This window comes from Nonomuraea sp. NPDC049684 (assembly GCF_044465345.1).
Lineage (GTDB): Bacteria > Actinomycetota > Actinomycetes > Streptosporangiales > Streptosporangiaceae > Nonomuraea.
The window spans coordinates 1-25431 of the sequence record NZ_JBITLO010000006.1 but is presented as its reverse complement, the minus strand read 5'-3'; the positions used below and the strand labels follow the sequence as shown (position 1 = coordinate 25431).

23 protein-coding genes are annotated in these 25431 nt (G+C 74.4%); 16 read left to right on the top strand and 7 right to left on the bottom strand.

Annotation, left to right across the window (positions count from 1 at the left end):
- Window positions 1–56 precede the first annotated feature (56 nt).
- From ACIBST_RS20550 to ACIBST_RS20525, 6 genes are read left to right on the top strand one after another with little or no spacing between them, the layout of a single operon-like run.
- Entirely contained in the window at window positions 57–2828 is a 2772-nt protein-coding gene (locus tag ACIBST_RS20550) for a Na+/H+ antiporter subunit A (protein ID WP_397173598.1), read from the top strand.
- Entirely contained in the window at window positions 2825–3655 is an 831-nt protein-coding gene (locus ACIBST_RS20545; protein ID WP_397173596.1) for a Na(+)/H(+) antiporter subunit C, read from the top strand. Before ACIBST_RS20550 ends, ACIBST_RS20545 begins: the two co-directional genes overlap by 4 nt.
- Window positions 3656–3676: 21 nt before the next feature.
- On the top strand, window positions 3677–5245 hold the full coding sequence (locus ACIBST_RS20540; protein WP_397173594.1) for a Na+/H+ antiporter subunit D: 1569 nt from the start codon (window positions 3677–3679) through the stop codon (window positions 5243–5245).
- Entirely contained in the window at window positions 5242–5784 is a 543-nt protein-coding gene (locus ACIBST_RS20535; protein ID WP_397173593.1) for a Na+/H+ antiporter subunit E, read from the top strand. The genes ACIBST_RS20540 and ACIBST_RS20535 overlap by 4 nt, the downstream gene beginning before the upstream one ends.
- Window positions 5781–6041, top strand: a complete 261-nt coding sequence (locus tag ACIBST_RS20530) for a monovalent cation/H+ antiporter complex subunit F (RefSeq protein WP_397173591.1) — start codon at window positions 5781–5783, stop codon at window positions 6039–6041. Before ACIBST_RS20535 ends, ACIBST_RS20530 begins: the two co-directional genes overlap by 4 nt.
- Window positions 6042–6046: 5 nt before the next feature.
- Window positions 6047–6361, top strand: coding sequence for a monovalent cation/H(+) antiporter subunit G (locus ACIBST_RS20525; protein WP_358287542.1), 315 nt, complete (start codon window positions 6047–6049; stop codon window positions 6359–6361).
- On the opposite strand, the gene ACIBST_RS20520 is transcribed toward ACIBST_RS20525, so the two are convergent.
- The 4 genes from ACIBST_RS20520 to ACIBST_RS20505 all read right to left on the bottom strand — a co-directional run bounded on the left by ACIBST_RS20520 (window position 6313) and on the right by ACIBST_RS20505 (window position 10351).
- Window positions 6313–6810 (bottom strand): DUF6328 family protein, encoded by a 498-nt coding sequence (locus ACIBST_RS20520; protein ID WP_397173589.1) that lies wholly within the window; start codon window positions 6808–6810, stop codon window positions 6313–6315. The genes ACIBST_RS20525 and ACIBST_RS20520 overlap by 49 nt on opposite strands.
- A 66-nt stretch (window positions 6811–6876) precedes the next feature.
- The gene (locus ACIBST_RS20515; protein WP_397173587.1) at window positions 6877–8898 is read right to left on the bottom strand and encodes a xanthine dehydrogenase family protein molybdopterin-binding subunit; all 2022 of its coding nucleotides are present in this window, start codon (window positions 8896–8898) and stop codon (window positions 6877–6879) included.
- The gene (locus ACIBST_RS20510) at window positions 8895–9866 is read right to left on the bottom strand and encodes an FAD binding domain-containing protein (protein WP_397173586.1); all 972 of its coding nucleotides are present in this window, start codon (window positions 9864–9866) and stop codon (window positions 8895–8897) included. Before ACIBST_RS20510 ends, ACIBST_RS20515 begins: the two co-directional genes overlap by 4 nt.
- Window positions 9863–10351 (bottom strand): (2Fe-2S)-binding protein, encoded by a 489-nt coding sequence (locus ACIBST_RS20505; RefSeq protein WP_397173584.1) that lies wholly within the window; start codon window positions 10349–10351, stop codon window positions 9863–9865. The genes ACIBST_RS20510 and ACIBST_RS20505 overlap by 4 nt, the downstream gene beginning before the upstream one ends.
- A 132-nt stretch (window positions 10352–10483) precedes the next feature.
- Here ACIBST_RS20505 and ACIBST_RS20500 point away from each other — a divergent pair, with 132 nt between their 5' ends.
- The 3 genes from ACIBST_RS20500 to ACIBST_RS20490 are packed head-to-tail and all read left to right on the top strand — an operon-like array spanning window position 10484 to window position 15057.
- A complete protein-coding gene (locus ACIBST_RS20500; protein ID WP_397173582.1) occupies window positions 10484–11641 on the top strand; it encodes an acetate/propionate family kinase in 1158 nt (385 codons plus the stop codon).
- A complete protein-coding gene (locus ACIBST_RS20495) occupies window positions 11634–12890 on the top strand; it encodes an erythromycin esterase family protein (RefSeq protein ID WP_397173581.1) in 1257 nt (418 codons plus the stop codon). The genes ACIBST_RS20500 and ACIBST_RS20495 overlap by 8 nt, the downstream gene beginning before the upstream one ends.
- A 34-nt stretch (window positions 12891–12924) precedes the next feature.
- Complete coding sequence (locus ACIBST_RS20490; RefSeq protein WP_397173579.1) at window positions 12925–15057, top strand: ATP-dependent RecD-like DNA helicase; 2133 nt, start codon at window positions 12925–12927, stop codon at window positions 15055–15057.
- Window positions 15058–15064: 7 nt separating this feature from the next.
- Here the strand turns inward: ACIBST_RS20490 and ACIBST_RS20485 are convergent, their stop codons facing one another.
- From ACIBST_RS20485 to ACIBST_RS20475, 3 genes are read right to left on the bottom strand one after another with little or no spacing between them, the layout of a single operon-like run.
- Window positions 15065–18001 carry an FAD-binding and (Fe-S)-binding domain-containing protein gene (locus ACIBST_RS20485; RefSeq protein WP_397173577.1) on the bottom strand — a complete coding sequence of 979 codons (2937 nt, stop codon included), beginning with the start codon at window positions 17999–18001 and terminating at the stop codon, window positions 15065–15067.
- A gap of 57 nt (window positions 18002–18058) precedes the next feature.
- Window positions 18059–18598, bottom strand: a complete 540-nt coding sequence (locus ACIBST_RS20480; protein WP_364344784.1) for a DUF892 family protein — start codon at window positions 18596–18598, stop codon at window positions 18059–18061.
- The gene (locus tag ACIBST_RS20475; RefSeq protein WP_397173576.1) at window positions 18595–19812 is read right to left on the bottom strand and encodes an MFS transporter; all 1218 of its coding nucleotides are present in this window, start codon (window positions 19810–19812) and stop codon (window positions 18595–18597) included. The genes ACIBST_RS20480 and ACIBST_RS20475 overlap by 4 nt, the downstream gene beginning before the upstream one ends.
- A gap of 84 nt (window positions 19813–19896) precedes the next feature.
- Here ACIBST_RS20475 and ACIBST_RS20470 point away from each other — a divergent pair, with 84 nt between their 5' ends.
- The 7 genes from ACIBST_RS20470 to ACIBST_RS20440 form a co-directional block, all read left to right on the top strand.
- Window positions 19897–20865 carry an ArsR/SmtB family transcription factor gene (locus ACIBST_RS20470; protein WP_397173575.1) on the top strand — a complete coding sequence of 323 codons (969 nt, stop codon included), beginning with the start codon at window positions 19897–19899 and terminating at the stop codon, window positions 20863–20865.
- A gap of 35 nt (window positions 20866–20900) precedes the next feature.
- The gene (locus ACIBST_RS20465) at window positions 20901–21443 is read left to right on the top strand and encodes an RNA 2'-phosphotransferase (protein WP_397173573.1); all 543 of its coding nucleotides are present in this window, start codon (window positions 20901–20903) and stop codon (window positions 21441–21443) included.
- A gap of 75 nt (window positions 21444–21518) precedes the next feature.
- A complete protein-coding gene (locus ACIBST_RS20460) occupies window positions 21519–21962 on the top strand; it encodes a CBS domain-containing protein (protein ID WP_397173571.1) in 444 nt (147 codons plus the stop codon).
- A 74-nt stretch (window positions 21963–22036) separates the two neighbouring features.
- Entirely contained in the window at window positions 22037–22639 is a 603-nt protein-coding gene (locus ACIBST_RS20455; RefSeq protein WP_397173570.1) for a TetR/AcrR family transcriptional regulator, read from the top strand.
- A 111-nt stretch (window positions 22640–22750) separates the two neighbouring features.
- The gene (locus ACIBST_RS20450) at window positions 22751–24193 is read left to right on the top strand and encodes an MFS transporter (RefSeq protein ID WP_397173568.1); all 1443 of its coding nucleotides are present in this window, start codon (window positions 22751–22753) and stop codon (window positions 24191–24193) included.
- Between the two features lie 171 nt (window positions 24194–24364).
- Window positions 24365–24727, top strand: a complete 363-nt coding sequence (locus ACIBST_RS20445; RefSeq protein WP_397173566.1) for an STAS domain-containing protein — start codon at window positions 24365–24367, stop codon at window positions 24725–24727.
- A gap of 129 nt (window positions 24728–24856) precedes the next feature.
- Window positions 24857–25431 (top strand): HAMP domain-containing protein (locus tag ACIBST_RS20440; protein ID WP_397173564.1); only part of this gene is annotated, 575 nt, incomplete at its 3' end.

Below are 25431 nucleotides of genomic sequence, written 5' to 3'. Positions count from 1 at the left end.
CGACCGGGCGGGAGAGATTGGGCGGACGTAGCCGGAAATTCCCGCCCGAGGAGCCCATGGAGTCGCTGCTGGTCCTGCACGCGCTCGCGGCGGTCTGCGCTCCCTGGCTGGCCCGGCGCATGGGACGGGCCTCCTTCCCGCTGCTGGCCGTGGCGCCCGGCGCCGGCTTCGCGTACACGGTGTGGCTGGGGGTGCGGGGGCTGCCGGCGCGGGAGGACACCCGCTGGGCGCCCGCTCTGGGGCTGGAGCTGTCCTTCCGGGCCGACACGCTGGCGCTGCTGATGATGGCGCTGGTCACCGGCGTGGGCGTGCTGGTCCTGGTCTACAGCGCGCGCTACTTCCCGGCCGGCGACGACGGGCTGGGCCGCTACGGCGGCGCGATGGCCGCCTTCGCCGGGTCGATGCTGGGCCTGGTCACGGCCGACAACCTGCTGCTGCTGTACGTCTTCTGGGAGCTGACCACCGTCTTCTCCTACCTGCTGATCGGCTACCACCCGGAGAGCCGGGCGAGCCGGCGGGCCGCGATGAAGGCGCTGACGGTGACCACGCTGGGCGGGCTGGCGATGCTGGCCGGGTTCGTGGTGGTCGGGCAGGCGGCGGGCACGTACGCGGTGTCGGGGGTCCTCGCCCGGCCGCCGCAGGCGGGCCCGCTGGCCGCCGGGCTGGTGCTGGTGCTGGCCGGGGCGCTGTCGAAGTCGGCGATCTTCCCGTTCAGCACGTGGCTGCCGGCCGCGATGGCGGCGCCGACGCCGGTGTCGGCGTACCTGCACGCGGCGGCCATGGTCAAGGCCGGGGTGTACCTGGTGGCCAGGCTCGGGCCGGCGTTCGGGGACGTGCCGCTGTGGCGGGCGGTCGCGGTGCCGCTCGGCGTGCTGACGATGCTGCTGGGCGGCTGGCGGGCGCTGCGCGAGACGGACCTGAAACGGCTGCTGGCCTACGGCACGGTCAGCCAGCTCGGTTTCCTGATCACGCTGTTCGGCGCGGGCACCCGGGGCACGGCGCTGGCCGGGGTGGGCATGCTGGCCGCGCACGCGCTGTTCAAGGCCGCGCTGTTCCTGGTCGTGGGCGTCGTCGACCACGCGACCGGCACCCGTGAGCTGCGCGAGCTGAGCGGGGTCGGCCGGTCCATGCCGTGGGTGTGCGCGGCCGCGGTGCTGGCGGGGGCGTCGATGGCGGGGCTGCCGCCGTTCGCGGGGTTCGCCGGCAAGGAGGCGGCGCTGGAGGCGCTGCTGGATCGGCCGCTCGTGCTGGCGGGCGTGGTGGCGGGGTCGGCGCTGACGGCGGCGTACACGCTGCGGTTCCTGTGGGGGGCCTTCGCCGCCAAGCCGGGCGTGCCGGCCACGCCGGCGCACCGGACGGCGGCGGCCATGTTCGCGCCCGCCGCGCTGCTGGCGGCGCTCGGCCTGGCGCTGGCGCCCTTCGCCTCCTGGTACGGCGGCGCGATGTCGGGCTACACCGGCACCTTCCGCGACCCCGGCCACGCCACGCACCTGGCGATGTGGGCCGGCCCGTCCCCCGCGCTGCTGCTGTCGGGCGTGGCGCTGGCGGCCGGGACGCTGCTGTTCCTGGCCAGGGAGCCGGTGGCCAGGGCGGGCGCGGCGCTGCACGTGCTGGACTCGACGCAGATCTTCTGGGCGCTCGTCCGGCGGCTGGACCGGTTCGCCGTCCAGGCCACGGGCTTCGTCCAGCGGGGTTCGCTGCCCGACTACCTGCTGCTCACGCTGGCCGCCACGACCGGCGTGGGCGTGTTCGCCGTGGCCTACGGCGGCGTGCCGCACCTGGACGTGCCGGTCGTCGCCTGGGAGCGCGTGGAGCAGCCGGTGCTGGCGGTCCTGATCACCGCGGCGGCGGCGCTGGCGCTGTTCGCCCGCGCCTACATCCTGCTGGCCGTGGTCGTCGGCGTCATCGGGTACGGCACCGCGCTGCTGTTCCTCGCGCACGGCTCGCCCGACCTGGCGCTGACCCAGTTCCTGGCCGAGACGCTGGCCCTGGTGGTGTTCGCGCTGGTACTGCGGCGGCTGCCGGTGACCCCGGTCAGGGCCCGGCTGCCGCGCCTGTTCCGGTTCGGGCTCGGGCTGGCCGTGGGGGTGGTGGTGACCGGGGCGGGCATGCTGGCCACCAGCGCGCGCAGCACCTGGGCCGTCGGGTCGCTGATGCCGGCCGCGGCGCGCGAGGCGGGGGCTCGCAACATCGTCAGCGCGATCATCCTGGACATCCGGGCCTGGGACACGATGGGCGAGAGCACGGTCCTGGTCGTGCTGACGCTGGGCGTGACGAGCCTGGTGTTCCTGCGGCGCAGGACGTACGAGATCGAGCGGGACGACCGCGGCCGGGTGCCCGCCGAGCGCACGCACTGGCTGTCCTCGACGCTGCCGCGCGGCCAGCGGGCCGTGGCCTTCGAGGTGGCGGCCCGGCTGACCTTCCACACGGTGCTCGTGCTCTCGGTGTTCCTGCTGTTCGTCGGGCACAGCGGGGTCGGCGGCGGGTTCGCCGGCGGCATCGTGGCCGGGCTGGCGATCACCGTGCGCTACCTGGCCGGCGGCCGGTACGAGCTGGCCGCGGCGGTCCCGGTGCACGCGGGCGTGCTGATGGGCGCCGGGCTGACCCTGTCGACCGGCACGGCGCTGGCCGGGCTGCTGTTCGGACGGGCCGCGCTGGACATGCTGGCGGCCGACGTGCACCTGCCGCTGGTCGGCGGCCTGCACGTGTCCACGGGCCTGCTGTTCGACCTCGGCGTGTACGTCTCGGTCACCGGCATGGTCCAGGACGTGCTGCGCGGCCTCGGCGCCGAGCTGGACCGGCAGATCGAGGCGGAGGAGAGCGCGTGACGATCTCCCTGGCGCCGTTCCTGTGCTGCTGCGTGATGATCACGGCCGGCGTGACGCTGCTCCTGGAGCGGAGCCTGGTGCGGGTGCTGGCCGGGGTGGTGGTGCTGGGCAACGGCGTGAACCTGCTGATCGTCACCGCGGGCGGGAACGCCGGCGGGCCGCCCCTCCTCGGCAGCGCGCCGGTGGCGGACATGGCCGATCCGCTGCCGCAGGCGATGGTGCTCACCGCCATCGTGATCACCCTGGGCGTGACGGCGTTCGTGCTGGCCATGGTGCACCGGTCGTGGCAGCTCACCGGCAGCGACGAGGTCCAGGACGACACCGAGGACCGGCGCGTGCGGCTGCGGGCCAGGCGCGGCGAGCTCAGCCACGCCCTGCGCACCCGGCAGGACGCCTACCGGCGGCTGGTCGTGGAGCAGCGGGCGGAGCTGGCCCGGCTGGAGGCCGAGCAGGCCGAGCGGGAGCGGCTGCAGGAGGCCGACCTGGAACGGCGGATCGCCCGCGTGCACACCGAGCTGGAGGAGTGGATGCGCACCCGGATGGCCGAGGGGCTGTCGGAGGAGGAGCTGCAACGCGGCTTCGAGGAGGCCGGGCAGCGGGACCTGCCGGACGAGGAGGCCACGGCCGGCGACAACGCCGAGCGCATCGACGAGCTGCGCCGCGAGCACACCCGGCGGCGGGCCGAGCAGGCGGCCGGCGAGCGGGAGCTGCGCCAGCGGATCAAGGCCAGGCAGCGCGACGCCCGCAGGCAGATGCGCTCGGCCATCCGCGAGGAGCGGGCCCGCCAGGCGCTCGCCAACGACCCCGAGCTGGAGGGCGACGACTAGTGGCAGGCAGGGGCGGCGCCCGTGGGTGACCTGGTCGAGCTGCGCGAGCTGGTGTGCGTGCCGGTGCTGCTGCCGCTGCTGGCGGCCGGGATCAAGCTGGCGATCGGCGGGCGGCTGCGGCACCTGCAGTCGGCCATCAGCCTCACCACGCTGGGCATCTCGCTGGCGGTGTCGGTGCTGCTGCTCGTGCAGGCCGACACGCACGGCCCGCTGGTGACCGAGCTGGGCGGCTGGGCCTCGCCGGTCGGCATCTGCCTGGTGGCCGACCGGCTCTCGACGCTGGTGCTGGTGGTGTCGTCGGCGGTGACGCTCTGCGTGATGGTGTACTCGATCGCCAGCGCCTACGACGAGGCCGAGCACGACGCGCCGATGGCGATCTTCCATCCGGCGTTCCTGGTCATGGTGGCGGGCGTGGCGGACGCGTTCCTGTCCGGCGACCTGTTCAACCTGTTCGTCGCGTTCGAGATGCTGCTGAGCGGCTCGTACGTGCTGCTGACCTTCGGCGGGACCGAGTCCAGGATGCGGGCGGGGGCCACGTACACGCTGATGGCGCTGGCGTCGTCGATGCTGTTCCTGATCGCGCTGGCGGTGACCTACGGCGCGACGGGCACCTTGTCGATGGCGCAGCTCGCCGAGCGTTTCGGCACGCTGCCCGAGCAGGTCAAGCTGCTGGTCGAGCTGACGCTGCTGCTGGCGTTCGCGATCAAGGCGGCGATCTTCCCGGTGTCGGCATGGCTGCCGGACTCCTACCCGACCGCGCCCGCGCCGGCCACGGCCGTGTTCGCCGGGCTGCTCACGAAGGTCGGCGTGTACGCGATCATCCGGCTGGAGGCGCTGCTGTTCCCCGGCGGGCCGGTCTCGACGCTGCTGATGGCGGTGGCGCTGGCCACGATGCTGGCCGGCGTGCTGGGCGCGGTGGCGCAGACCGACATCAAGCGGATGTTGTCCTTCACGCTGGTCAGCCACATCGGCTACATGGTGTTCGGGGTGGCGCTGTCGACGGTGGCGGGCCTGGCGGGCGCGGTGTTCTACATCGTCCACCACATCACCGTGCAGACGAGCCTGTTCCTGGTGACGGGGCTGATCGAGCGGCGCACCGGCACCACGTCGGTCAACCGGCTGGGCGGGCTGATGAGGACCGCGCCGGTGCTGGGCGTGCTGTTCTTCGTGCCCGCGATGAACCTGTCGGGCATCCCGCCGATGTCGGGGTTCCTGGGCAAGCTGCTGCTGGTGCAGGCGGGCCTGGACAAGGGCGGCCCGGCGGCGCTCGTGCTGGTGGCCGGCGGGCTGCTGACGAGCCTGCTGACGCTGTACGCGATCGCCAAGACGTGGGGCAAGGCGTTCTGGCGCGCGCCGCGCGAGGAGCGGCTGGGCCAGGTGATGGAGAGCGAGGAGGCGACGGGTGAGGAGCCGGTGGTGACGACGACGGCGCTGCCGCCCGTGCTGCTGGGCGCGACGGCGGCGCTGGTGGCGATGGGGCTGTCGTTCACGGTGCTGGCCGGGCCGCTGGCGGCGCTGACGCGGCGGGTGGCCACGGAGCTGAGCGAGCGGCAGACGTACGTCACCGCGGTGCTGGGGACGCGGCGGTGAGCGGCGGCCTGCTCGCGCCGCGGCTGTTCGGCCGGCGGGTGCCGCTGCCGCTGGCGGCGTGGCTGACGCTGGTGTGGGTGACGCTGTGGGGCGAGCTGTCGGCGGGGAACGTGCTGGGCGGCCTGGCGACCGCGCTGGTGGTGACGTGGCTGCTGCCGCTGCCCGTCCTGGACCCGGGGATCAGGGTGCGGCCGCTGCCGCTGGCGCGGTTCCTGCTGTGGTTCGGGTGGGACATGCTGCTCTCGACCGTGCGGGTGGTGGCGTGGGTGGTGCGGCCCGGCGATCCGCCCACGCAGCTCGTCCCGGTGCGGCTGCGCACGTCGTCGGAGTCGATGACCGTGATGATCATGGTGGCGTTGTCCACGATGCCGGGGAGCCTGGTGGTGGAGGCGTACCTGGACAGGAGAGAACTGATGCTGCACGTGCTGGGGCTGGCCGGCGAGGGCGTCCCGGACGCGGTCCGCAGGGACCTGGCCGGGCTGGAGTCGCGCATCGTGGCCGCGTTCGGCACCCGCGCGGACCGGGAGGAGCTGCGGTGAGCGTGGTGTACCTGGTGACGATCGCGCTGCTGGGCGGCGGGGCGGCGGCCGCGTTGTGGCGGGTGGGGCGCGGGCCGTCGATGCTGGACCGCGCGGTCGCCCTCGACGTGCTGACGTCGCTGGCGATGTGCGCGGTGGGGCTGTTCGCGGTGGTCAGGGACGACTACTCCGACCTGCCGGTGCTCCAGGTGCTGTCGCTGCTGGGGTTCGTCGGGTCGGTGTCGCTGGCCCGGTTCTTCCCTGGACGGTCGGGGTGAGCCCGATGGATGTGGCGGCGGCGGTCTGCCTGGTGCTCGGGGCCGTGCTGGCGTTGTCGGCGGGCGCCGGGCTGGTGCGCTTCCGCACGACGCTCGACCGGATGCACGCCGGCACCAAGCCGCAGGTGCTCGGCGTGCTGCTGGTGCTGGCCGCGATGTGGCTGCACCGGCCCACCTGGTGGAACGCCGGGCCGCTGCTGATCGTGGGGGCCTCGCAGGTGATCACGGTGTCGGTGGCGGCGTACATGGTGGGGCGGGCGGCCCACTCGCGTCAGTCGTCGCGGGACGAGACCGAGATGCCGCCCTCGGAGGAGGACTGATCGCCCTTGCGGTCGAGGGCGGGCTGGCCGAACCAGGTCCAGGCGGCCAGCCCGGCCAGGATGCCCGCGGTGATCCAGGCCAGGGTGGAGTGGAACAGGTAGTCGATCACCAGCATGGTGGCCGTGGTCATCGACACCACCAGGGCGAGCGCTCCTAACAGGCCGTAGGTGTTGGACCGGCGTACCAGGGTCTCCTTGTGGCCCTGCCGGAACAGCACGCGGTGCTGGGCGGTCGGCGCGATGTAGCAGATCGACGCGACGGCGGCGCTGACCAGCGCGGCGAAGTAGAGCCAGCGGTCGGTCTGGTCCAGCTTGACGAAGCCGGGCGAGAAGGGGACGGTCAGCAGGAACGCGAACAGCACCTGCACGCCGGTCACCGCGACGCGGGCGCCCTGCAGCAGCTCGACGAAGTTGCGGTCGGCGCGTTCCTCGTGCGACTCGTTCTTCACTCGGCCTCCTTGTTGGATGTTCCTCTCTTCCTTGGCGGAGGCCGGTCGAAACATGGATTTCCTAGGTCAGGCGAGGATCTTGGCCGGCGTGATGGGCAGGTCGCGCACCCGCCGGCCGGTGGCGTGGTGAACGGCGTTGCCGATCGCGGCGGCGGTGCCGACGATGCCGATCTCGCCGATGCCCTTGGAGCCCATCGGGTTGAGCAGGCCGTCCTGCTCGTCGATCCAGACGGCCTCGATCGCCGGCACGTCGGCGCAGGCCGGCACGTGGTACTGGGCCAGGTCGCGGTGCAGGAAGCCGCCGAACTCGTCGTCGGTCAGCGTCTCCTCCATCAGCGCCATGCCCATGCCCATGGTCATGCCGCCGACGAACTGCGACCTGGCCAGCCTGGCGTCCAGGATGCGGCCGGCGGCGAACACGCCGAGCAGGCGCGACAGGCGGATCTCGCCCGTCACGGAGCTGACCCTGACCTCGGCGAACTGGGCGCCGAAGGCGTGCCTGGCCAGCTCCTCGTCGGCCTGGACCTCCTCGGTGGTGTCGGCCGCCCCCTCGCCGCCGTCGGCCCGCAGCGCCTCGCAGGCCCGTACGACGGCCGAGCCCCACGACGCCGTGCCCATCGAGCCGCCCGCGACGGGGGCGGTGGGCAGGTCGCTGTCGCCGAGCTCGACGTGCACCCGGCCGGGGGCGACGCCGAGGCAGTCGGCCGCGATCCTGGTGAGCACGGTCCGGGCGCCGGTGCCGATGTCGGCGGCGGCCACCCGGATGACGAAGTCGCCGTCGCGCACGGTCGCGGTGGCCTGCGACGGGCCGCGCCTGGCCGGGTAGGTGGAGGCGGCCACGCCGGTGCCGACCAGCCACTCCCCCTCGCGCCGGACGCCGGGCTGCGGGTCGCGGCGGTCCCAGCCGAAGCGGCGGGCGCCCTCGCGCAGGCAGGTCACCAGGCTGCGGGAGCTGAAGGGCAGGCCGCCGTCCGGCTCGGTCGTGGGCTCGTTGCGGATGCGCAGTTCGACGGGGTCGATCCCGGCCGCCTCGGCCAGCTCGTCCATCGCCGACTCCAGGGCGTACATGCCGGGGCACTCGCCGGGGGCGCGCATCCAGGACGGGGTGGCGACGTCGAGGCGGACGAGCCGGTGCGCGGTGCGCAGCGCGGGCGTGGCGTACATGACGCGGCCCGGGGTGGCGGCCTGCTCGGCGAACTCGACGATCCTGCTGGACTGCACGTACGCCGTGTGCTCGACCGCGGTGAGCCGGCCGTCGGCGTCGGCGCCGAGCCGCAGCCGCTGGACGGTGGGGGTGCGGTAGCCGGTCAGGTCGAACATCTGCTGCCGGGTGAAGACGACCTTGACCGGACGGCCGGCGGCCCGCGCGGCCAGGGCGGCGAGCACGGCGTTCGGCCTGGTGGTGCCCTTGGACCCGAAGCCGCCGCCGACGTGCCTGGACACCACGCGCACCTGCCCGGCGGGCAGGCCGAGGGTCTTGGCGATGCTGTCCCGGTCGCCGCTGGCGCCCTGGGTCGAGTCGTAGACCAGCAGCCGGCCGTCGTCGGCCCACACGGCCACCGCGGCGTGCGGCTCCATCGCGTTGTTGTGCAGGGGCGGCGTCGTGTACGTCACGTCCACGGCCGACGCGGCGGCGGCCAGCCCGGCCTCCACGTCGCCCTTCTCGGTGTCGGGCGGCAGGTTCGGGTTGACCTTCTCGGGCCGGTAGAGGTCCGGATGGTCGGCGCGCAGCCGCACGTCGTGGGCCTGCGCCTGGTAGGCGACGCGGACGGCGTCGGCGGCGGCGCGGGCCTGGTCGTAGGTGCCGGCGACGACGGCGGCCACGAGCTGGCCCCGGTAGACGACGTCCCGGGAGCGGAACAGCGCCAGTTCGGGGTCGGCGTCCTCGGCCAGGTCGGGCGGGTCCTCGACGGACAGCACGGCGAGCACGCCCGGCATGGCCAGCGCCGGCCCGGCCTCCACCCCGGTCACCCGGCCCCTGGCGATCGTGGACTGCACCGGGTAGCAGTAGGCGACGCCCTCGACCGGGTACTCGGCGGCGTACGTGGCCAGCCCGGTGACCTTGACACGCCCCTCGATGCGGTTCACGGCGTCAGCTCCTCCAGCGTGCGGACGATCAGGTTGCGCGCCAGCGGCAGCTTGTACGCGTTGCGCGGCAGCGGGCGGGCCTGGTCGAGCTCGGCCTCGGCGGCCCGCAGGTACGCCTCCCCCGTGGCGGGGCCGCCGATGAGCGCCCGTTCGGCGCGTTCGGCCCGCCAGGGCGCGTGGGCCACGCCGCCGAGCGCGATGCGGCAGCCGGTCACCACGCCGTCCCAGCGCACGTCGAGCACGGCGGCGACGGACACCAGCGCGAACGCGAACGAGGCCCGCTCGCGCACCTTGCGGTAGAGGGAGGCGCCCGGCGGCGGCGCGGGCAGCTCGACGGCGGTGATCAGCATGCCGGGTTCGAGCACGGTGTCGCGCTCGGGCGCGTCGCCGGGCAGGCGGTGCAGGCCGGGCATGGGGATGATCCGGTCGCCGGCCGGGCCGGTGACGTGCACCTCGGCGTCGAGCGCGGCCAGCGCCACGGCCATGTCCGAGGGGTGGGTGGCCACGCAGGCGTCGGAGGCGCCGAGCACGGCCAGGTTGCCGTGGTCGCCCTCGATCGCGGGGCAGCCGGTGCCGGGCTCGCGCTTGTTGCACGGCCTGGTGACGTCCTGGAAGTAGGGGCAGCGGGTGCGTTGCAGCAGGTTGCCGGCCACCGTGGCCATGTTCCTGACCTGGCCGGAGGCGCCGGTCAGCACGGCCCTGGCGAGCATCGGGTAGCGGGCGCGGACGAGCGGGTCGGCCGCCAGGTCGCTGTTGCGGACGGCCGCGCCGATCCGCAGCCGGTCGCGTACGGGTTCGACGGCGTCCAGCGGCAGGCGGCTGACGTCCACGAGGTGGTCGGGGGCGGCCACGCCGAGGCGCATGAGGTCGACCAGGTTGGTGCCGCCGCCCAGGTACATCGTGCCGGGGCCGTACCGGCCGACCGCGTCCGACGGGCTCTGGGCGCGGACGTAGTCGAACGGCTTCACCGGGCCACCTCGCCGATCGCGGCCACGATGCCGGGATAGGCGCCGCACCGGCACAGGTTGCCGCTCATGCGTTCCTTGATCTCCTCGGGCGTCAGGGCCGGGTCGAGGAGGAGGTCGGCGGTGACGGCGCTCGGCCCTGGCTCGCCCAGCATGCCGACCGCCGAGCAGAGCTGGCCGGGCGTGCAGTAGCCGCACTGGAAGGCGTCGTGCTCGATGAACGCGGCCTGCAGCGGATGCAGTTGCTCGCCCGAGGCCAGCCCCTCGACGGTGACGATCTCGCTGCCGTCCACGGCCACGGCCAGCGCCAGGCAGGAGTTGGCCCGGCGGCCGTCGATGAGCACCGTGCACGCGCCGCACTGGCCGTGGTCGCAGCCCTTCTTGGAGCCGGTCAGGCCGAGCCGTTCGCGCAGCAGGTCGAGCAAGGAGATCCTGGGGTCGACGGCCACGGTGTGCGGCACGCCGTTCACCTGCAGGGTGATGTCCATAGGCGCTCGCCTACCCGGCCACCGCCGGAGGCAACCACGGGCTCGGACATCTCGGGGTAAAGGTGACGGAGTCCAGGTGTCGGGCCGCGGGCGGCGGGTAGCCGGGGAGAGGATCGGGCCGCGGAGGGGTGCATGGGGCGAGCGTTCGACGAGCAGGTGGCGGAGTCCGAGGCGGTGCTCACCGTCAACGCGGGCTCGTCGAGCCTGCGCCTCGACCTCGTGCAGGGCGGCTGCGTGCTGGACAGCGCGCACGCCGAGCGGGCCGCCGACCCCGGCTCGGCGCGCGAGGAGCTGGCGGCGTTCCTGGGCGGTCACTTCGACCGCGACATCCGCGCGGTGGCGCACCGGCTGGTGCACGGCGGCGACGTCGTCCGCGCGCCCACGGTCGCCGACGACGAGACCGTCGAGGCGCTGCGCGGCGTCGTGAGCCTGGCGCCGCTGCACCTGCCGCCCGCGCTGGCGCTGCTGGAGGCGGCCCGCGAGCAGCTTCCCGCCGTGCCGCACGTGCTCTGCCCCGACACGGCCTTCCACGCCGGCCTGCCCGACGCCGCCGCCGTCTACGCCCTGCCGCGCGAGTGGCGCGACCGGTACGGCCTGCGCCGCTACGGCTTCCACGGCCTGTCCTACGCCTGGACCGCCGACCGGGTGGCCGAGCTGCTCGGCCGGCCGCTCGCCGACCTGGAGCTGGTGCTGACCCACCTGGGCGGCGGCTCGTCGGTGTGCGCGGTGTCGGGCGGGCGCAGCCTGGACACCTCGATGGGGTTCACCCCGCTGGACGGCGTCCCGATGAGCAGGCGTTCGGGCAGCGTCGATCCCGGGATGCTGATGTGGCTGCTGTCGCAGGGCCACCTGTCGGCCGGCGAGCTGGACGAGGGCCTGCAACGCCGCTCCGGGCTGCTCGGGCTGTCCGGCGGCCGCTCGGGCGACACCCGCGAGCTGGTCGAGGCCGAACGCGCCGGCGACGCCGAGGCCGCCCTGGCCCTGGAGGTGTTCTGCCACCGCGTGAGCCGGGAGATCGCCGCCGCCGCCACGTCGCTGTCCAGGATCGACGCGCTGGTGTTCACCGGCGAGATCGGCTGGGACCAGCCCGAGGTGCGCGAGGCGGTCTGCCGCCGTCTCGGGCTGCTCGGCGTCGAGCCGCCCGAGTCCGGCAACCGGCACGACGACGGCCCGGTCAGCGGGCCGGGCGCCGCCGTGCCCGTCCTGGTCGTCCAGGTGCGCGAGGAGCTCCAGCTCGCCCGCGAATGCCTGGGCGTCTTCCGGCCGGCAGAGGAGGACGGCTATGGATGACGTCACCCGCTCGGCGCTGCGGCTGTCGGGCGAACAGGACCTCGACCCGCTGCTCGACCGCGTCGGCGAGGCCGGTCTCGTGCTGATCGGCGAGGCCAGTCACGGCACCCACGACTTCTACACCTGGCGGGCCGCGCTCACCCGCCGCCTGATCGCCGAGAAGGGCTTCGGGTTCGTCGCCGTCGAGGGCGACTGGCCCGACTGCGAGCGCGTCCACCGCGCGGTCACCCGCGACGGCGAGGACCCCTTCGACGCCCTGTACGCCTACCAGCGCTGGCCCGCGTTCATGTGGGCCAACGAGGAGGTCGCCGAGTTCTGCCGCTGGCTCCGGCGCTGGAACTCGGCCCTGCCGCCGCCGGAGCGCGTCGGCTTCCACGGCCTGGACGTCTACAGCCTCTGGGAGTCCCTGCGCGCGGTCCGCCGCTACGCCGCCGACCACCTGCCCGACCAGCTCGGCACGGTGATGGAGGCCCTGTACTGCTTCGAGTCCTACGGCCACGACCCGCAGCGGTACGGCCTGGAGACCCGCCTGGTCCCCGACTCCTGCGAGACCGAGGTCGTGGAGCTGCTCAGGGCGGTCGTGGCGGCCGCGCCCGCCGACGAGGACGGCTTCGAGGCCCGGCAGAACGCCGAGGTCGTGGCCGGGGCCGAGAACTACTACCGGACCATGGTCGGCGGCGGCCCCGATTCGTGGAACGTCAGGGACGTCCACATGGCCGACACCCTCGACCGCCTGACCGCCTTCTACGGCGCCAAGGGCGTGGTGTGGGCGCACAACACGCACGTCGGCGACGCCCGCGCCACCGACATGGCCGCCGCCGGCATGACCAACCTCGGGCAGCTGGCCCGCGAGCGGCACGGCGAGGACGTCGTCCTGGTCGGCTTCGGCGGCTACCGGGGGACGGTCGTGGCCGGGGCGAGCTGGGGCACGCGGGCGCACGTCATGCCCGTCCCGCCGGCCCGGCCCGGGTCGCTGGAGGCGCTGCTGCACGACGCCCTCGGAGGCGAGCGCGCCCTGTTCGTGACGCCGCGGCGGCCCCGTCCGCGCTGGTTCGACGAGCCGCTGGACCACCGCGCGATCGGCGTCGTCTACCGGCCCGAGCGCGAGAAGTGGGGCAACTACGTGCCCACCGCGCTCGGCGACCGCTACGACGCCTTCATCTGGCTGGACGTCACCGAGGCCCTGCACCCGCTGCACGCCGAGCCGTGGGACGACGTCGAGCCGGAGACCTATCCCAGCGCCATGTGACGGACTGTCGGTGGCGGATGGTTTGATCGCTGCTGTGGAGGCCTCGGTCGAGCAGCTCGTCTACGTCAGGGACGACGAATACACCGTCGCGCGCATGAGCGCCGAGGGCGTGCCCGACTTCGTGGCCACCGGCCGGGCGCTGTCGGGCGCGCAGCCGGGCGAGACGCTCCGGCTGACCGGCGACTGGAGCCACCACGCGCGCCACGGCAGGCGGTTCGCCGTGGCCGGGTGCGAGCGGGTGGTGCCCGCCACGGTCCGGGCGATCCGCGTCTACCTCGGGTCGGGGCTGATCCGGGGCATCGGGCCGCGGCTGGCGTACGCGATCGTCGACCACTTCGGCGAGGAGACGCTCAAGGTCATCGACGCCGAGCCGGGGCGGCTGACCGAGGTCGTCAACATCGGGCCGCTGCGGCAGGCGCAGATCGTCCAGGCGTGGCAGGAGCAGAAGGCCGTCGCCGCGCTGATGGTGACGTTGCAGGGGCTGGGCGTCAGCCCGCTGCTGGCGGCCAAGATTTACCAGGTGTTCGGCGGCGAGGCCGAGGAGGTCCTGGCCACCGCCCCCTACCGGCTGATCGGCCGGGTCAGGGGCATCGCCTTCCGCGTCGCCGACCGCATCGCGCTGCAGCGGGGGGTGCCCGAGCGCAGCCCGCAGCGGATCAAGGCGGCGCTGCTCGACCGGCTGGAATCGGCGGCGGTGCGCGACGGCCACTGCTTCGTGCCGGTGCCCCATCTGGTGGCGCGGGCGGCCGAGCTGATCGAGCTCGACCCCGAGGCGGTCGCGCCGATGATCGACGCGCTGGTGGCCGAGCGGCGGGTGGTGGTCGAGGCCGACGACGAGCAGCCGGGGCGGGCGGTGGCCTACGCCAAACACGTGCACGCCCGCGAGCGGCAGCTCACCGAGCAGCTCACCCGGCTCCTGCGGGCCCGCTCCACGCTGCCGCTGCGCTCCTTCCGCGAGGACGAGACCCTCCACGACGACCAGCGCGCGGCCGTCAACATGGCGCTGACCTGCACGGTCTCGATCATCACCGGCGGGCCCGGCTGCGGCAAGAGCCACACGGTCAGGGCCGTGGCCGCCACGGTGAAGGCGTCGGGCGGCACGGTCACGCTCACGGCCCCCACCGGCAAGGCGGCCAAACGCCTGTCGGAGCTGACCGGCATGCCCGCCATGACCATCCATCGCATGCTCGCCCACCAGCCCGACCCCGATCCCTCCACGCTGTTCGAGGAGGCGCCCGCGCAGGCCGACCTGATCGTGGTCGACGAGGCGTCGATGCTCGACCTCCACCTCGCCACCCGGCTCACGGCGGCCGTCCAGCCGGGCAGCCACCTGCTGCTCATCGGCGACAGCGACCAGCTTCCCAGCATCGGCGCCGGCGACGTGCTGGCCGACCTGCTGCGGGTGGAGGCGATCCCGCGGGTGCGGCTCACCCACGTCTTCCGGCAGGCGGGCGGCAGCGGCATCGTCGAGGCCGCCCACCTCATCCGAGCCGGCCGCGTGCCGGCCACTCCGGGGCGCGGCGGGTTCTGGTTCGAGGAGCTCGACGATCCGGCGCGGGTGGCCGAGCGGGTGGCCCATCTGGCCATGGAGGCGATCCCCCGCAAGCAGGGCGTCCCGCCCGAGCAGGTGCAGGTGCTGTGCCCGATGCGCAAGGGCGAGACGGGCTCGGTCACGCTGGGCCGGCTGCTGCAGGACCGCCTCAACCCCGCGGCCGACGACAAGCCCGAGCACTGGTCGGGGGCGTCGGTGTTCCGGGTGGGCGACCGGGTCATGCCCATCCGCAACAACTACGACAAGGGCGTCTTCAACGGGGAGACCGCCACGGTCACCGCCGTGCTGCCGCAGGACCGCGTGATCGAGCTCCGCACCGACGACGGCGAGACCGTCCAGTACGGGTTCGGCGAGCTCGACGACCTCACCCACGCCTACGCCATCAGCGTGCACCGCTCGCAGGGCAGCGAGTACCCGTTCGTGGTGGCGCCGATCGTGGCCGAGGCGGGCGGGATCATGTTGCGGCGCAAGCTGCTGTACACGCTGGTGACCCGGGCCAAGGCGTGGGTCGTGCTGGTGGGGCAGCGCGAGGCGCTGGAGCTGGCCGTCCACCGGGTGGGCCGGCCCCGCAACACCGGCCTGCCCCGCCGCCTGGCCCGGAGCCTCGACGGCTGAGGCCCGGTCAGTCCTGGCGGAGGAGGGCCGTGGCGAGCAGTTCGGCCAGGTGGCGGCCCTGGCGTCCGGTGCCGGCGGCGGCGATCTGGGTGCGGCAGGAGAAGCCGTCGGCGAGCAGTTCGTCCTGCGGCCCGGCCGACCGTACGGCGGGCCAGAGCCCCTGCTCGGCGCACGCCTGCGACACCTCGTGGTGCCCCCGTTCGAACCCGAAGTTGCCGGCCTGCCCGCAGCAGCCGGTGTCGAGCACGCTGGTCCGGATGCCGAAGCGGTCCAGCACGGCCCGGTCGGCGTCGTAGCCCATGATCGCGCTCTGGTGGCAGTGCACCTGCGCGATCGCCTGCCCGCCGGTCGTCGCCGGCCGCCAGTCGGCGGCGCGCGTCTCCAGCAGCTCGGCCAGCGTCAGGAACCGCTCGGCCAGCAGCCGAGTCTCGGGCGTGTTGAGCAGTTCGGGGCCGTCGGAGCGGAACACGGCGGCGCAGCTCGGCTCCAGGCCGACCACCGGCACCCCGGCCTCGGCCCAGGGGGCGAGCGCCCCGACCGTCCGCGCCAGCACCCGCCGCGCCACCCCGAGCTGCCCCGTGCTGATCCAGGTCAGCCCGCAGCACAGCGTCACCGGCGGCACCACCACCTCGAACCCGGCCGCCTCCAGCACGTCCACGGCGGCCCGCCCGATGTGCGGGTCGAAGTGGTCGGTGAACGTGTCGGCCCACAGCACCACCCGCCCCCGCGTGCCCGGCCCGCTCCGGGGACGCCGCCTGAACCACTCGGTGAACCGGTGCCGGGCGAACCTCGGCAGCTCGCGCTCCGGCGTGACCCCCGCGACGGCCTTGACCAGCCGCGACAGTCCCGGCGCCGAGCCGACCGCGTTGACCAGGCCGGGCGCGGCCGAGGCGAGCGCGGCCCACACCGGCAGCCAGCCCATCGAGTAGTGGGCCCGCGGCCGGAGGCGTCCCCGGTAGTGGTGGGCGAGGAACTCGGCCTTGTAGGTGGCCATGTCCACGTTCACGGGGCACTCGGAGCGGCAGCCCTTGCACGACAGGCACAGGTCGAGCGCGTCGCGCACGGCGGCCGAACGCCAGCCGTCGGTGATGACGTCGCCGCGCACCATCTCCTCCAGCAGCCGGGCCCGCCCGCGCGTGGAGTGCTCCTCCTCGCGGGTCACCCGGTAGCTGGGGCACATGACGCCGCCCTCGAAGGTGTGCTTGCGGCAGGTCCCGGTGCCGACGCAGCGGGTGGCGGCGTGCCCGAAACGTCCGTGGTCGTTGGGGTACTGGAAGAACGTCTGGCGCGGCTCGTGCGGGTAGAAGCGGTGCTGGGCCAGGTTCTGGTCGAGGTGGCGGGGGTGGACGACCTTGCCCGGGTTCATCCGGTCGCGCGGGTCGAAGACGGCCTTGAAGCGGCCGAACACCTCCACGATCTCCTGGCCGAACATGATCGGCAGCAGCTCGGCCAGCGCCTGGCCGTCGCCGTGCTCGCCGGACAGCGAGCCGCCGTAGGAGGCGACCAGCTCGGCGGCCTCTTCAGCGAAGGCGCGGTAGCGGGCGATGCCGTCGTCGGTGTGCAGGTCGAGCGGCAGGCGGCCGTGCACGCAGCCCTGGCCGAAGTGGCCGTACAGGGCGGAGTCCTGGTAGTCGTGGGCGCGCAGCAGCCGCTCGTAGTCGCGCAGGTAGGCGCCCAGCCGCTCGGGCGGCACGGCCGCGTCCGACCAGCCCTCGTACGTCTGGCGGCCGGTCGGCGGGTACGCCTCCACGCCGAGCCCCGACTCCCGCCACCGCCACAGCCGGTCCTCCCTGGCCGGGTCGCCGAGGAAGGCGTGCGTGGGCGTGGGCGCCCCGGCCCGCTCCCCCACGTCGCGCATCATCGTCTCGGCCCGCTCGCGCGCCTGCTCGGGCGTGTCCCCGCCGAACTGCACCAGCAGCCAGCCGCCGCCCTCGGGCAGGTCCTGGAGCGCCGGGTCGCCGGGGTGCTCCCGCTTGGCCAGCCGGTACATGGTCTCGTCCATGGCCTCCAGCGCGATCGGCGCGTGCCGGGCCACGGCCGGGACGGCGTCGGCGGCGGTGAAGACGTCCTCGAAGCCGAGCACGGCCAGCGCCCTGGCGGGCGGCGCCGGCACCACGCGCAGCTCGGCGCGGAGCACGGTCACCAGCGTGCCCTCGCTGCCGGTCAGGGCGCGGGCCAGGTCGAAGCCGTTCTCGGGCAGGAGCTGGTCGAGGTTGTAGCCGGAGATGCGGCGTTCCAGCCTGGGGTAGCGGGTGCGGACCAGTTCCATGGTCTCGTCGCGCAGGTCGCGCACCTGGCGGTAGATCTCGGCCAGCCGGCCGCCCTGGGCCTGGATGCGGTCGTACTCGGCGTCGCTGGTCGGCCCCACCCAGGCGCGCACGCCGTCGTAGGTGAGGATCTCCAGCCGCAGCACCGACTGCGACATCTTCCCGTACGCCTGCGCCGAGGCCCCGCACGAGTTGTTGCCGATCATGCCGCCGATCGTGCAGGCCCGGTGGCTGGACGGCCGCGGCCCCACCATCAGCCCGTACGGCGCCAGCTCGTGGTCCACCTGGTCGAGCACGGCCCCCGCCTGGACGACGACCCGGCGGCCCGCCGCGTCCACGGACTCGACCGCGCCGCAGTGCTTGGACCAGTCGATCACCACCGCCGCGTTGCAGCACTGCCCGGCCAGGCTGGTGCCGCCGCCGCGGGAGAGCACCGGCACGTCGCTGGACCGGCACACGGCCACCGCCGCCACCCCGGCGTCCAGGTCGCGCGGCACGACGACGCCGATCGGGACCTGCCGGTAGTTGGAGGCGTCACGCGCGTAGGCGGCGCGGCTGCCCAGGTCGAAGCGCACCTCGCCGTCCACGGCCGCGGCGAGGCGGCGGCTCAGCGTCTCGACGTCGATCTCGCGGGACGGCGGCGTGTGCGTGACGGGCGTGTTGACCAGGCTCTTCATGCCGGGCACTTACCCGGGCCGGCTCACGGGCCGCCCAACGGCGGGCCAAGCCCGGTTCTAGACCCCGAGCAGGTCGGTGAGGTCGTCGGCGTGCTCCTCCTCCTCTTCCAGGATCGACTCCATGAGCCGGCGGGTGGTCGGGTCGCCCTCGCCGAGCCAGCGGATGATCTCCTGGTAGGTGGAGATGACGATGCGCTCGGCCCACAGGTTGGCCTCCAGCAGCGCCTTCAGGTCGGTGTCGGCGGGCACCTGGTAGTCGGTGTGCGAGCGCTGGACGAGCTTGGCCGGGTCGAAGTCCGGCTCGCCGCCGAGCTGGCTGACGCGTTCGGCGGCGCGCAGCGCGTGGTCGAGCTCCTCCTTGGCGTGCTCGGTGAACTCCGCCGCGACCTGCGCGCGGTCGATGCCCTTGGCCGAGATGGCGTGCCTGGTGTACCTGAGCCAGCACACCACCTCGGTGGCGATCACGTCGTTGAGGACCTCGATGACCTTCTCCGGGTCGCGGCCGAAGGTCTGCGTGATCGGGCCCTCGTCCATCTTCTGCCGGACCTGCTCGCGGATCCTGGTGACGTCGAGCACGAAGTCGTCCGTCTGCGTCATGGTGTGTCCTTCCCCCGGCGATTTCCCCTGGTCAACGGTAACTTCGCCGGGGCCTGCGCCGGGGTTGCGACACGGGGGGACCGCAGGCGGGGCGCCAGCGCGAGCGTGACCGCCGCCGACGCCGCGGCCAGCACGGCCATCGCCGCGCCGGGCGAGGTGTGCTCGGCCAGGGCCCCGGCCAGCGCGGCGGCCAGCCCCTGCATGGCGACCATGCCGGAGGAGTGCAGCCCGAGCGCGTGCCCGCTCAGCTCGGGGGGCGTCAGCGCCATGAGCCGCTCCTGCAGCAGCAGGGTGGCGGCGAACCCGGCCGAGGCGAGCGCGACCAGCACCGGCGACGGGTACGCCACGAACGCCAGGTACGGCAGCGCGAGCAGCAGGTACAGCGGCGTGATCAGGCGCGCCCGCCGGTGCGGCGGCACGTACCGGCCGACCAGCACGTCACCGGCGAGCATCCCGGCGGCGGCGCAGGCGAACAGCAGCCCGGCCCGGTCCGGGGCGAGCGGCACGAACAACGACTCGCAGCCCACGATCAGGCCGTTGGGCAGCCAGAGGGCGAGGTAGACGTGCCGGCGCGGCCGATCGGACCACAGGCGGGCGTTGTCGCGCCAGGTCTCGGCGGGTGAGGGCCGTCCGGAGGCGCGCGGCCGCCGCCGTCCGAGCCCCAGCCCGGCCAGGGCGGCGGCCAGGTGGAGGGCCGCGGCGACGAGCAGCGTCCCGCGCGGCGACAGGACGGTCACCAGCACGCCGCCCGCGCCGAACCCGGCGATCTGCACGATCCCGGAGGACATGTTGAGCACCGACCGGCCGAGCAGGTAACCGTCCCGGTCGAGCAGCTCGTTGAGCAGCCCGTACCGGACGCCGCCGCCGAGCGCGGACAGCGCGCCGAGTGCCAGCACGACGGCGAACATGCCCCACACGGGCAGGCCGGGCACGGCCAGGAAGGCGGCGCCGAGCGCGGCCGCCAGCGCCAGCCCGGACAGGGCGGCCCGCGGCGGCAGCCGGTCGGCCGCCGACAGCAGCGTGGCCGCGCCCACCACCTGGGCGAGCGCCGGGCCGAACATGGCCAGCCCGGACAGCAGCGGCGATCCGGTGTCGGCGTAGACGAGGGTGCCGAGGGCGAGCCCGCTCACCGTCTGCCCGGCCACCTGCCCGGACGAGACCAGGAAGAGCGGGGTGAATCCGGACCTGCCGAACAGGTCCCGGTACGTGCGCATGGGACGGCAGTCTTCGCTACCGGCGCCGGCAGGCGTTACTGTTTCGCCCACCCGCGAAACAAAGCGCGGACGAGGAGGGCGAGGGTGGGTTTCTGGCAGATCGACGCGGACACGCTCGCGGACGGCCGGTTCGTCCTGTCGCCGCTGGCCGAGACGATCGCCGCGCTGAAGACGCTGGACCGCGCCGTCGCCGCCCACCCCGGCGAGGCCGCCTGGCTGGCCGCCCACCTGCCCGCCTACCGCGCCGAGCAGGCCGCCGACCCGGTCACGGCGCTGCTCGTCCGCGCCGCGCTGGGCCGTACGTGGAACGCGACCTTCCTCACGCCCACGCCCGAGGGAGAGGGCGAGGCCGCCTTCGAGGAGGAGGTGGCGAGCGTCCGCGACACCCCGCCCGGGCAGGCGCGCGAGGACCTGGTCGAGTCGCTGGGCGGCCCGGTGCCCGCCGTGCTGCGCCGCGGCGACCTGCCCGCGCGCATGGCCGCCCGGCTGGAGTGGGTGTGGCGCGAGACCGTGCTGCCGGCCTGGCCGCGGCGCCGCCGGATCATCGAGGCCGACGTCACGGCCCGCGCCGCGCGGCTGGGCCGGGGCGGCTGGGCGGCGGCTCTGGACGGCATGCGTCCCGGCCTGCGCTGGCTGGGCGACGGACGGCTGCAGATCAACGCCTACGACCACCCGCCGCGGGACCTGGCGGGCGCGCGGCTGATGTTCGTGCCGGTCACGCCGCGCCAGGGCTGGGTGAGCTGGCACGGCTCCCGCCGCTGCGCGATCGTCTACCCGTGCTCGGGGCCGCTGGCCGACGTCGGCCCGCCGCCCGCGCCGCAGGCGCTGGGCCGGCTGCTGGGCGGGGCGCGGGCGGGCGTGCTGGTGCTGCTGGACACCCCGAAGAGCACCACGCAGCTCGTCGCGCTCACCGGCCAGGGCCTGGGCTCGGTGGGCCGCCATCTCAAGGTGCTGCTCGACGCGGGGCTGGTCGGCCGCGTGCGGGCGGGCCGTTCGGTCCTCTACGGCCGGACGTCCCTCGGCGACGACCTCGTACGGGCACAAACCAGCTGACCGCGCCCGCCCGTCGCTGCCACCATGGGAACCCCATGGACGAACGACGCATGATCCGCATCTCCAAGTACCTGGCCCGCCACCTGCGCCACGACCCGCGGCGCATCGGGCTCTCCCTCGACGCGGCCGGCTGGGTGGCCGTCGACGACCTGCTCGCCGCCGCCGCCGCGCACGACTTCCCGATCACCCCCGACGAGCTGCGCCAGGTCGTGGAGACCAACGACAAGCGGCGCTACGCGATCGAGGACGGCAGGATCCGCGCCAGCCAGGGCCACTCCGTGCCGGTGGAGCTCGGCCTGCCCGCCGTGCGGCCGCCCGCGTACCTCTACCACGGGACGGTGGCCCGCAACCTGGACGCGATCCGCCGTGAGGGCCTGCGGCCGATGGGCCGCCACCACGTGCACCTGTCTGCCGACCGGGAGACCGCCGTCCGGGTGGGCGCGCGCAGGGGCAGGCCGGTGGTGCTGACGGTCGCCGCCGGGGACATGCACGCCGCCGGTCACCTGTTCCTGCGCAGCGACAACGGCGTCTGGCTCACCGCCCACGTCCCGCCGGGCCACCTGCGTCCGCCCTCCTGACCCCGCCACGGAAGCCTGGGCCTTCCGCCGGGCGGCCAGGGGTTGGCTAGGCTGTGGGCCGGAGGATGATCACCCATGCGCGCACGCGATCTCGTCACGGAGTTCCCGGCGGTCACGCTCGACACGTCGGCGCTCGACGCCGCCCGGCTGCTGGCCGAGCGCGACCTGCCCGGCCTCATCGTGATCGGCGACGACGGCCGCCCCCACAGCATCCTCCCCGGCACGCAGGTGCTCCGGCTGGCCGTGCCGCCCTACTGCCAGGACGACCCAGCCCTGGCCCGGGTGGTGGACGAGGCCCACGCCGACCTGTTCCTGCGCCGGCTCGGCACGCGTACCGTCCGCGCGTGCCTGCCCGAGCAGCCGCGTGAGCTGCCGGTGGCGGACATGAAGGCCACCGTGCTCGAACTGGCGGCGCTCATGGCCCGCACGCGCAGCCCGCTGGTGGCGATCGTCGAGGACGGCCGGGTCGCCGGGGCCGTCACCCTCCAGTCCCTCCTGGACCACGCGCTCGCCCTCTGACCGCCTCCCCGGGGGCCGGTGACGCGCCGAGGGCGGCGGCGATCTCCACCCGGGGCCGTCGTAGGCTGGTGCCCATGGGGAAGACCGCCGCCCGACAGCCCGTCCCCGCCCGGCGGGCCGACGCCGAGCGCAACATCGCCGCCATCCTGGAAGCCGGGACGCGGCTGCTCAGCGACGATCCGGGCGCGAGCGTGGCCGAGATCGCCAAGGCGGCGGGCGTCGGCCGGGTCACCCTGTACGGGCACTTCCCCTCCCGCGAGGCCCTGGTGGACGCCGTCCTCGACCACACCGTCGGGCTGGCCGACGCCGTCCTGGAGGACGAGGCCCTCGACACGGCTCCCGCGCCGGAGGCGATGGCCGGGCTGCTGCACACGTCGTGGGAGATCCTCGACCGCCACCGGCGGCTCTTCGTGGCCGCCGACCGGGTGCTGCCCACCGAGCGCATCCGCGAGCACCACGACCGCCCGCTGCGCCGGGTGGAGCGTCTGATCGCCCGCGGCCAGGACGACGGCGACTTCCGCACCGACCTGCCGCTGGAGTGGCTGGTGACGACGTTCTTCGCGATCATCCACAGCGCGGCCCAGGAACGGGAGGCCGGCCGCCTGGCCGCCGAGGAGGTCGAGCCGGTCCTGACCCGCACGATGCTCGCCCTCCTCACCCCGCCCTCCCCCGCCTGACACCTCCCCTGCAGGGCTCCTCCCAGCCGACCGGCCGCCGCGACACCCTACCGGCGTACCGTTTTGCTGTGCTTAACTTGAACACCAGTGTACGAGTTAAGGAGACCTGGGATGAGTCACCACGTCGGAACGCGGGCTTCCGCGCCCGCGCAGAGCAAGGGCTGGGCGGTGCTGGCGTTGCTGTGCCTGGCGCAGTTCATGCTGATCATCGACATCACCGTCGTCCAGGTGGCCCTGCCCACCATCGGCGCCGACCTCGCGCTCGGCCGGGAGGCGCTGACCTGGGTGGTGACCACGTACACGCTGTGCTTCGGCGGCCTGATGGTCCTCGGCGGGCGGCTCGCCGACGCGCTCGGCCCGCGCCGCACGCTGCTGGCCGGGCTGGCGCTGTTCACCGTGGCCTCGCTCGTCTGCGGCCTGGCCGGCGACGGCGGCACGCTCATCGCCGGGCGGGCCGTCCAGGGGGTCGGCGCGGCGCTGCTGTCGCCTGCGGCCCTGGCCGTGGTCACCACCGTCTTCCAGGGCGAGCGCCGGGCCCGCGCGCTCGCCGTGTGGGCGGCCATCGGCGGCTCGGGCGCGGCGATCGGCGTGCTGCTCGGCGGCGTCCTGACCGGCGGCCCCGGCTGGATGTGGGTGTTCTTCGTGAACGTCCCCGTCGGCCTGCTGGTGCTGGCCGCCGTCCCGCGCGTCGTCCCCGCCCGCGTCAGGGACGACGCCCAGCGCGGCGGCCGGGTGGACGTCGGGGGCGCGCTGCTCGTCACGCTGGCGACCGCCCTGCTGATCTACGGGCTCGTCTCCGCCGGCGACGGCGGCTGGGGAGCCGCGGGAACCGTGCTGCCGCTGGCCGGGGCCGCCCTGTCCTATGTCGCCTTCGTGCTGGTCGAGCGGTCGGTACGGGCGCCGCTCATGCGGGTCGAGACCCTGGCCAGGCGTCCCGTCGTCTCGGGCGCGTTCGTCATGCTGGTCGCCACCGGGCTGATGCTGGGCCTGTTCTTCCTCAGCTCCCTCTACCTCCAGCACGTCCTGGGCTACAGCCCCCTGCGGACCGGGCTCACGTTCCTGCCCGTCGCCGTCGCCATCACGCTCGGCGCGCACCTCGGCGGCCGGCTCATCGGCAGGGTCGGGGGCCGGCCGGTGGCCGTGGCGTCGTTCCTGCTGACCGCCGCGGGGGCGGCGCTGATGACGCGCGTCTCCCCGGAGGCCGGCGCGTTCACCACCTTGGTGCCGGGGTTCGTAGTGGCCGCCGTGGGGATCGGGCCGGCGTTCGTGACCGCCACCACCACGACGATGGCCAACGTCCCGCCCGGCGAGAGCGGCGTCGCCTCCGGGGTGATCAACACCTTCCACGAGCTGGGCGGCTCGATCGGGGTGGCGGTGGTCTCCACGGTCGCCGCGGCCGGCCTGACGCCGGGCGCGGGGGCCGGCGGCTTCACCTCGGGGTTCGTGCTGTGCGCGGTCGTCGCGGGGGCGGCGGCGGTGATCTCGCTCGGTCTCGTCCCGCCCGGCAGGCCGGCGGGCGCGTTCGTCGGTCACGGTCACGGGCACGGTCACTGACGGGATGTCCCCGGCGACGCCGGGAGGCTATTCTGCTTGCGTGACTGCTCCGCCCCCCGCGGGACGCGGCTTCTCGACACACCCGGCCTGCGCCGGGGCCGGTCATCACCGGGCGCCGGGCGGCGCCCCTCCGCCGCCGGTCGCGTCGCGTCCGAGGCGGGGTGGGCGGCGATGCCACCGCTGACGCTCCTGCGCCGGGAGCAGCCGGGCGTGACCGTGATCGTGGTGTCCGGCGAGCTCGACGCCACCAACCGCGCCCAGTTCGAGAGCTTCCTCAAAGACCGCCCGGAGCCCGGGCACCAGGTCGTGTTCGACCTGGCCCGGGTGCCGTTCGTGGACAGCTCGGGCCTGCACGTCCTGCTGGCCTTCGCCACCGACCGGCTCAGGAGGTCGGGCGCGGTGCGCCTGGCCGCCGTGCAGCCCCTGCCCGCCCGGTTGCTGGACATCACCGGGGTGCTCGGGCACCTCCCCGTGCACGACACCGTCGAGGAGGCGGTGGCCGCCGCCAGGGCCGCCGCGGAACGTTCCGTGTGACGGGCGGCGCGCGGGGGCATTCTCGGCTAGCTTCGGGGCTAGCGCGCGTCTGGGCGCAGGCGGCTACTCTTCCGCTACCCAGGGTTGAAGTTCTTCCATGCCGGGCGAGCACGGAACGAGGAACACGACATGAGCGACCCCACGGTCGGCAACGCACGTTCGAGCGGGCGCGGCAAGCGTCCCCACGGCCCCTCCGAGGTGGGCGAGACCGAGCTGCGTCAGCTGCTCGGCGGGCTGACGGCGGTCCGGGACGGCGACTTCCGCACCCGTCTGCCCGAGGACGCCGACGGGTTGCTGGGCGAGATCGCCTCGGTGTTCAACGGGATGGTCGACCAGTTGTCGTTGTTCACCTCCGAGGTGACCCGGGTGGCGCGTGAGGTGGGCACGGACGGGCGGCTGGGCGGTCAGGCCGATGTGCCGTCGGTGTCGGGCACGTGGAAGGACCTGACCGAGTCGGTGAACGCGATGGCGGGCAACCTGACCGATCAGGTGCGCAGCATCGCGCAGGTGACGACGGCGGTGGCGCGGGGTGACCTGTCGCAGAAGATCACGGTGCACGCGCGCGGGGAGATCCTGGAGCTGAAGAACACCGTCAACACGATGGTGGATCAGTTGTCGTCGTTCGCCGACGAGGTGACGCGGGTGGCGCGTGAGGTGGGCACCGAGGGTCAGCTGGGTGGTCAGGCCGAGGTGGAGGGGGTGGC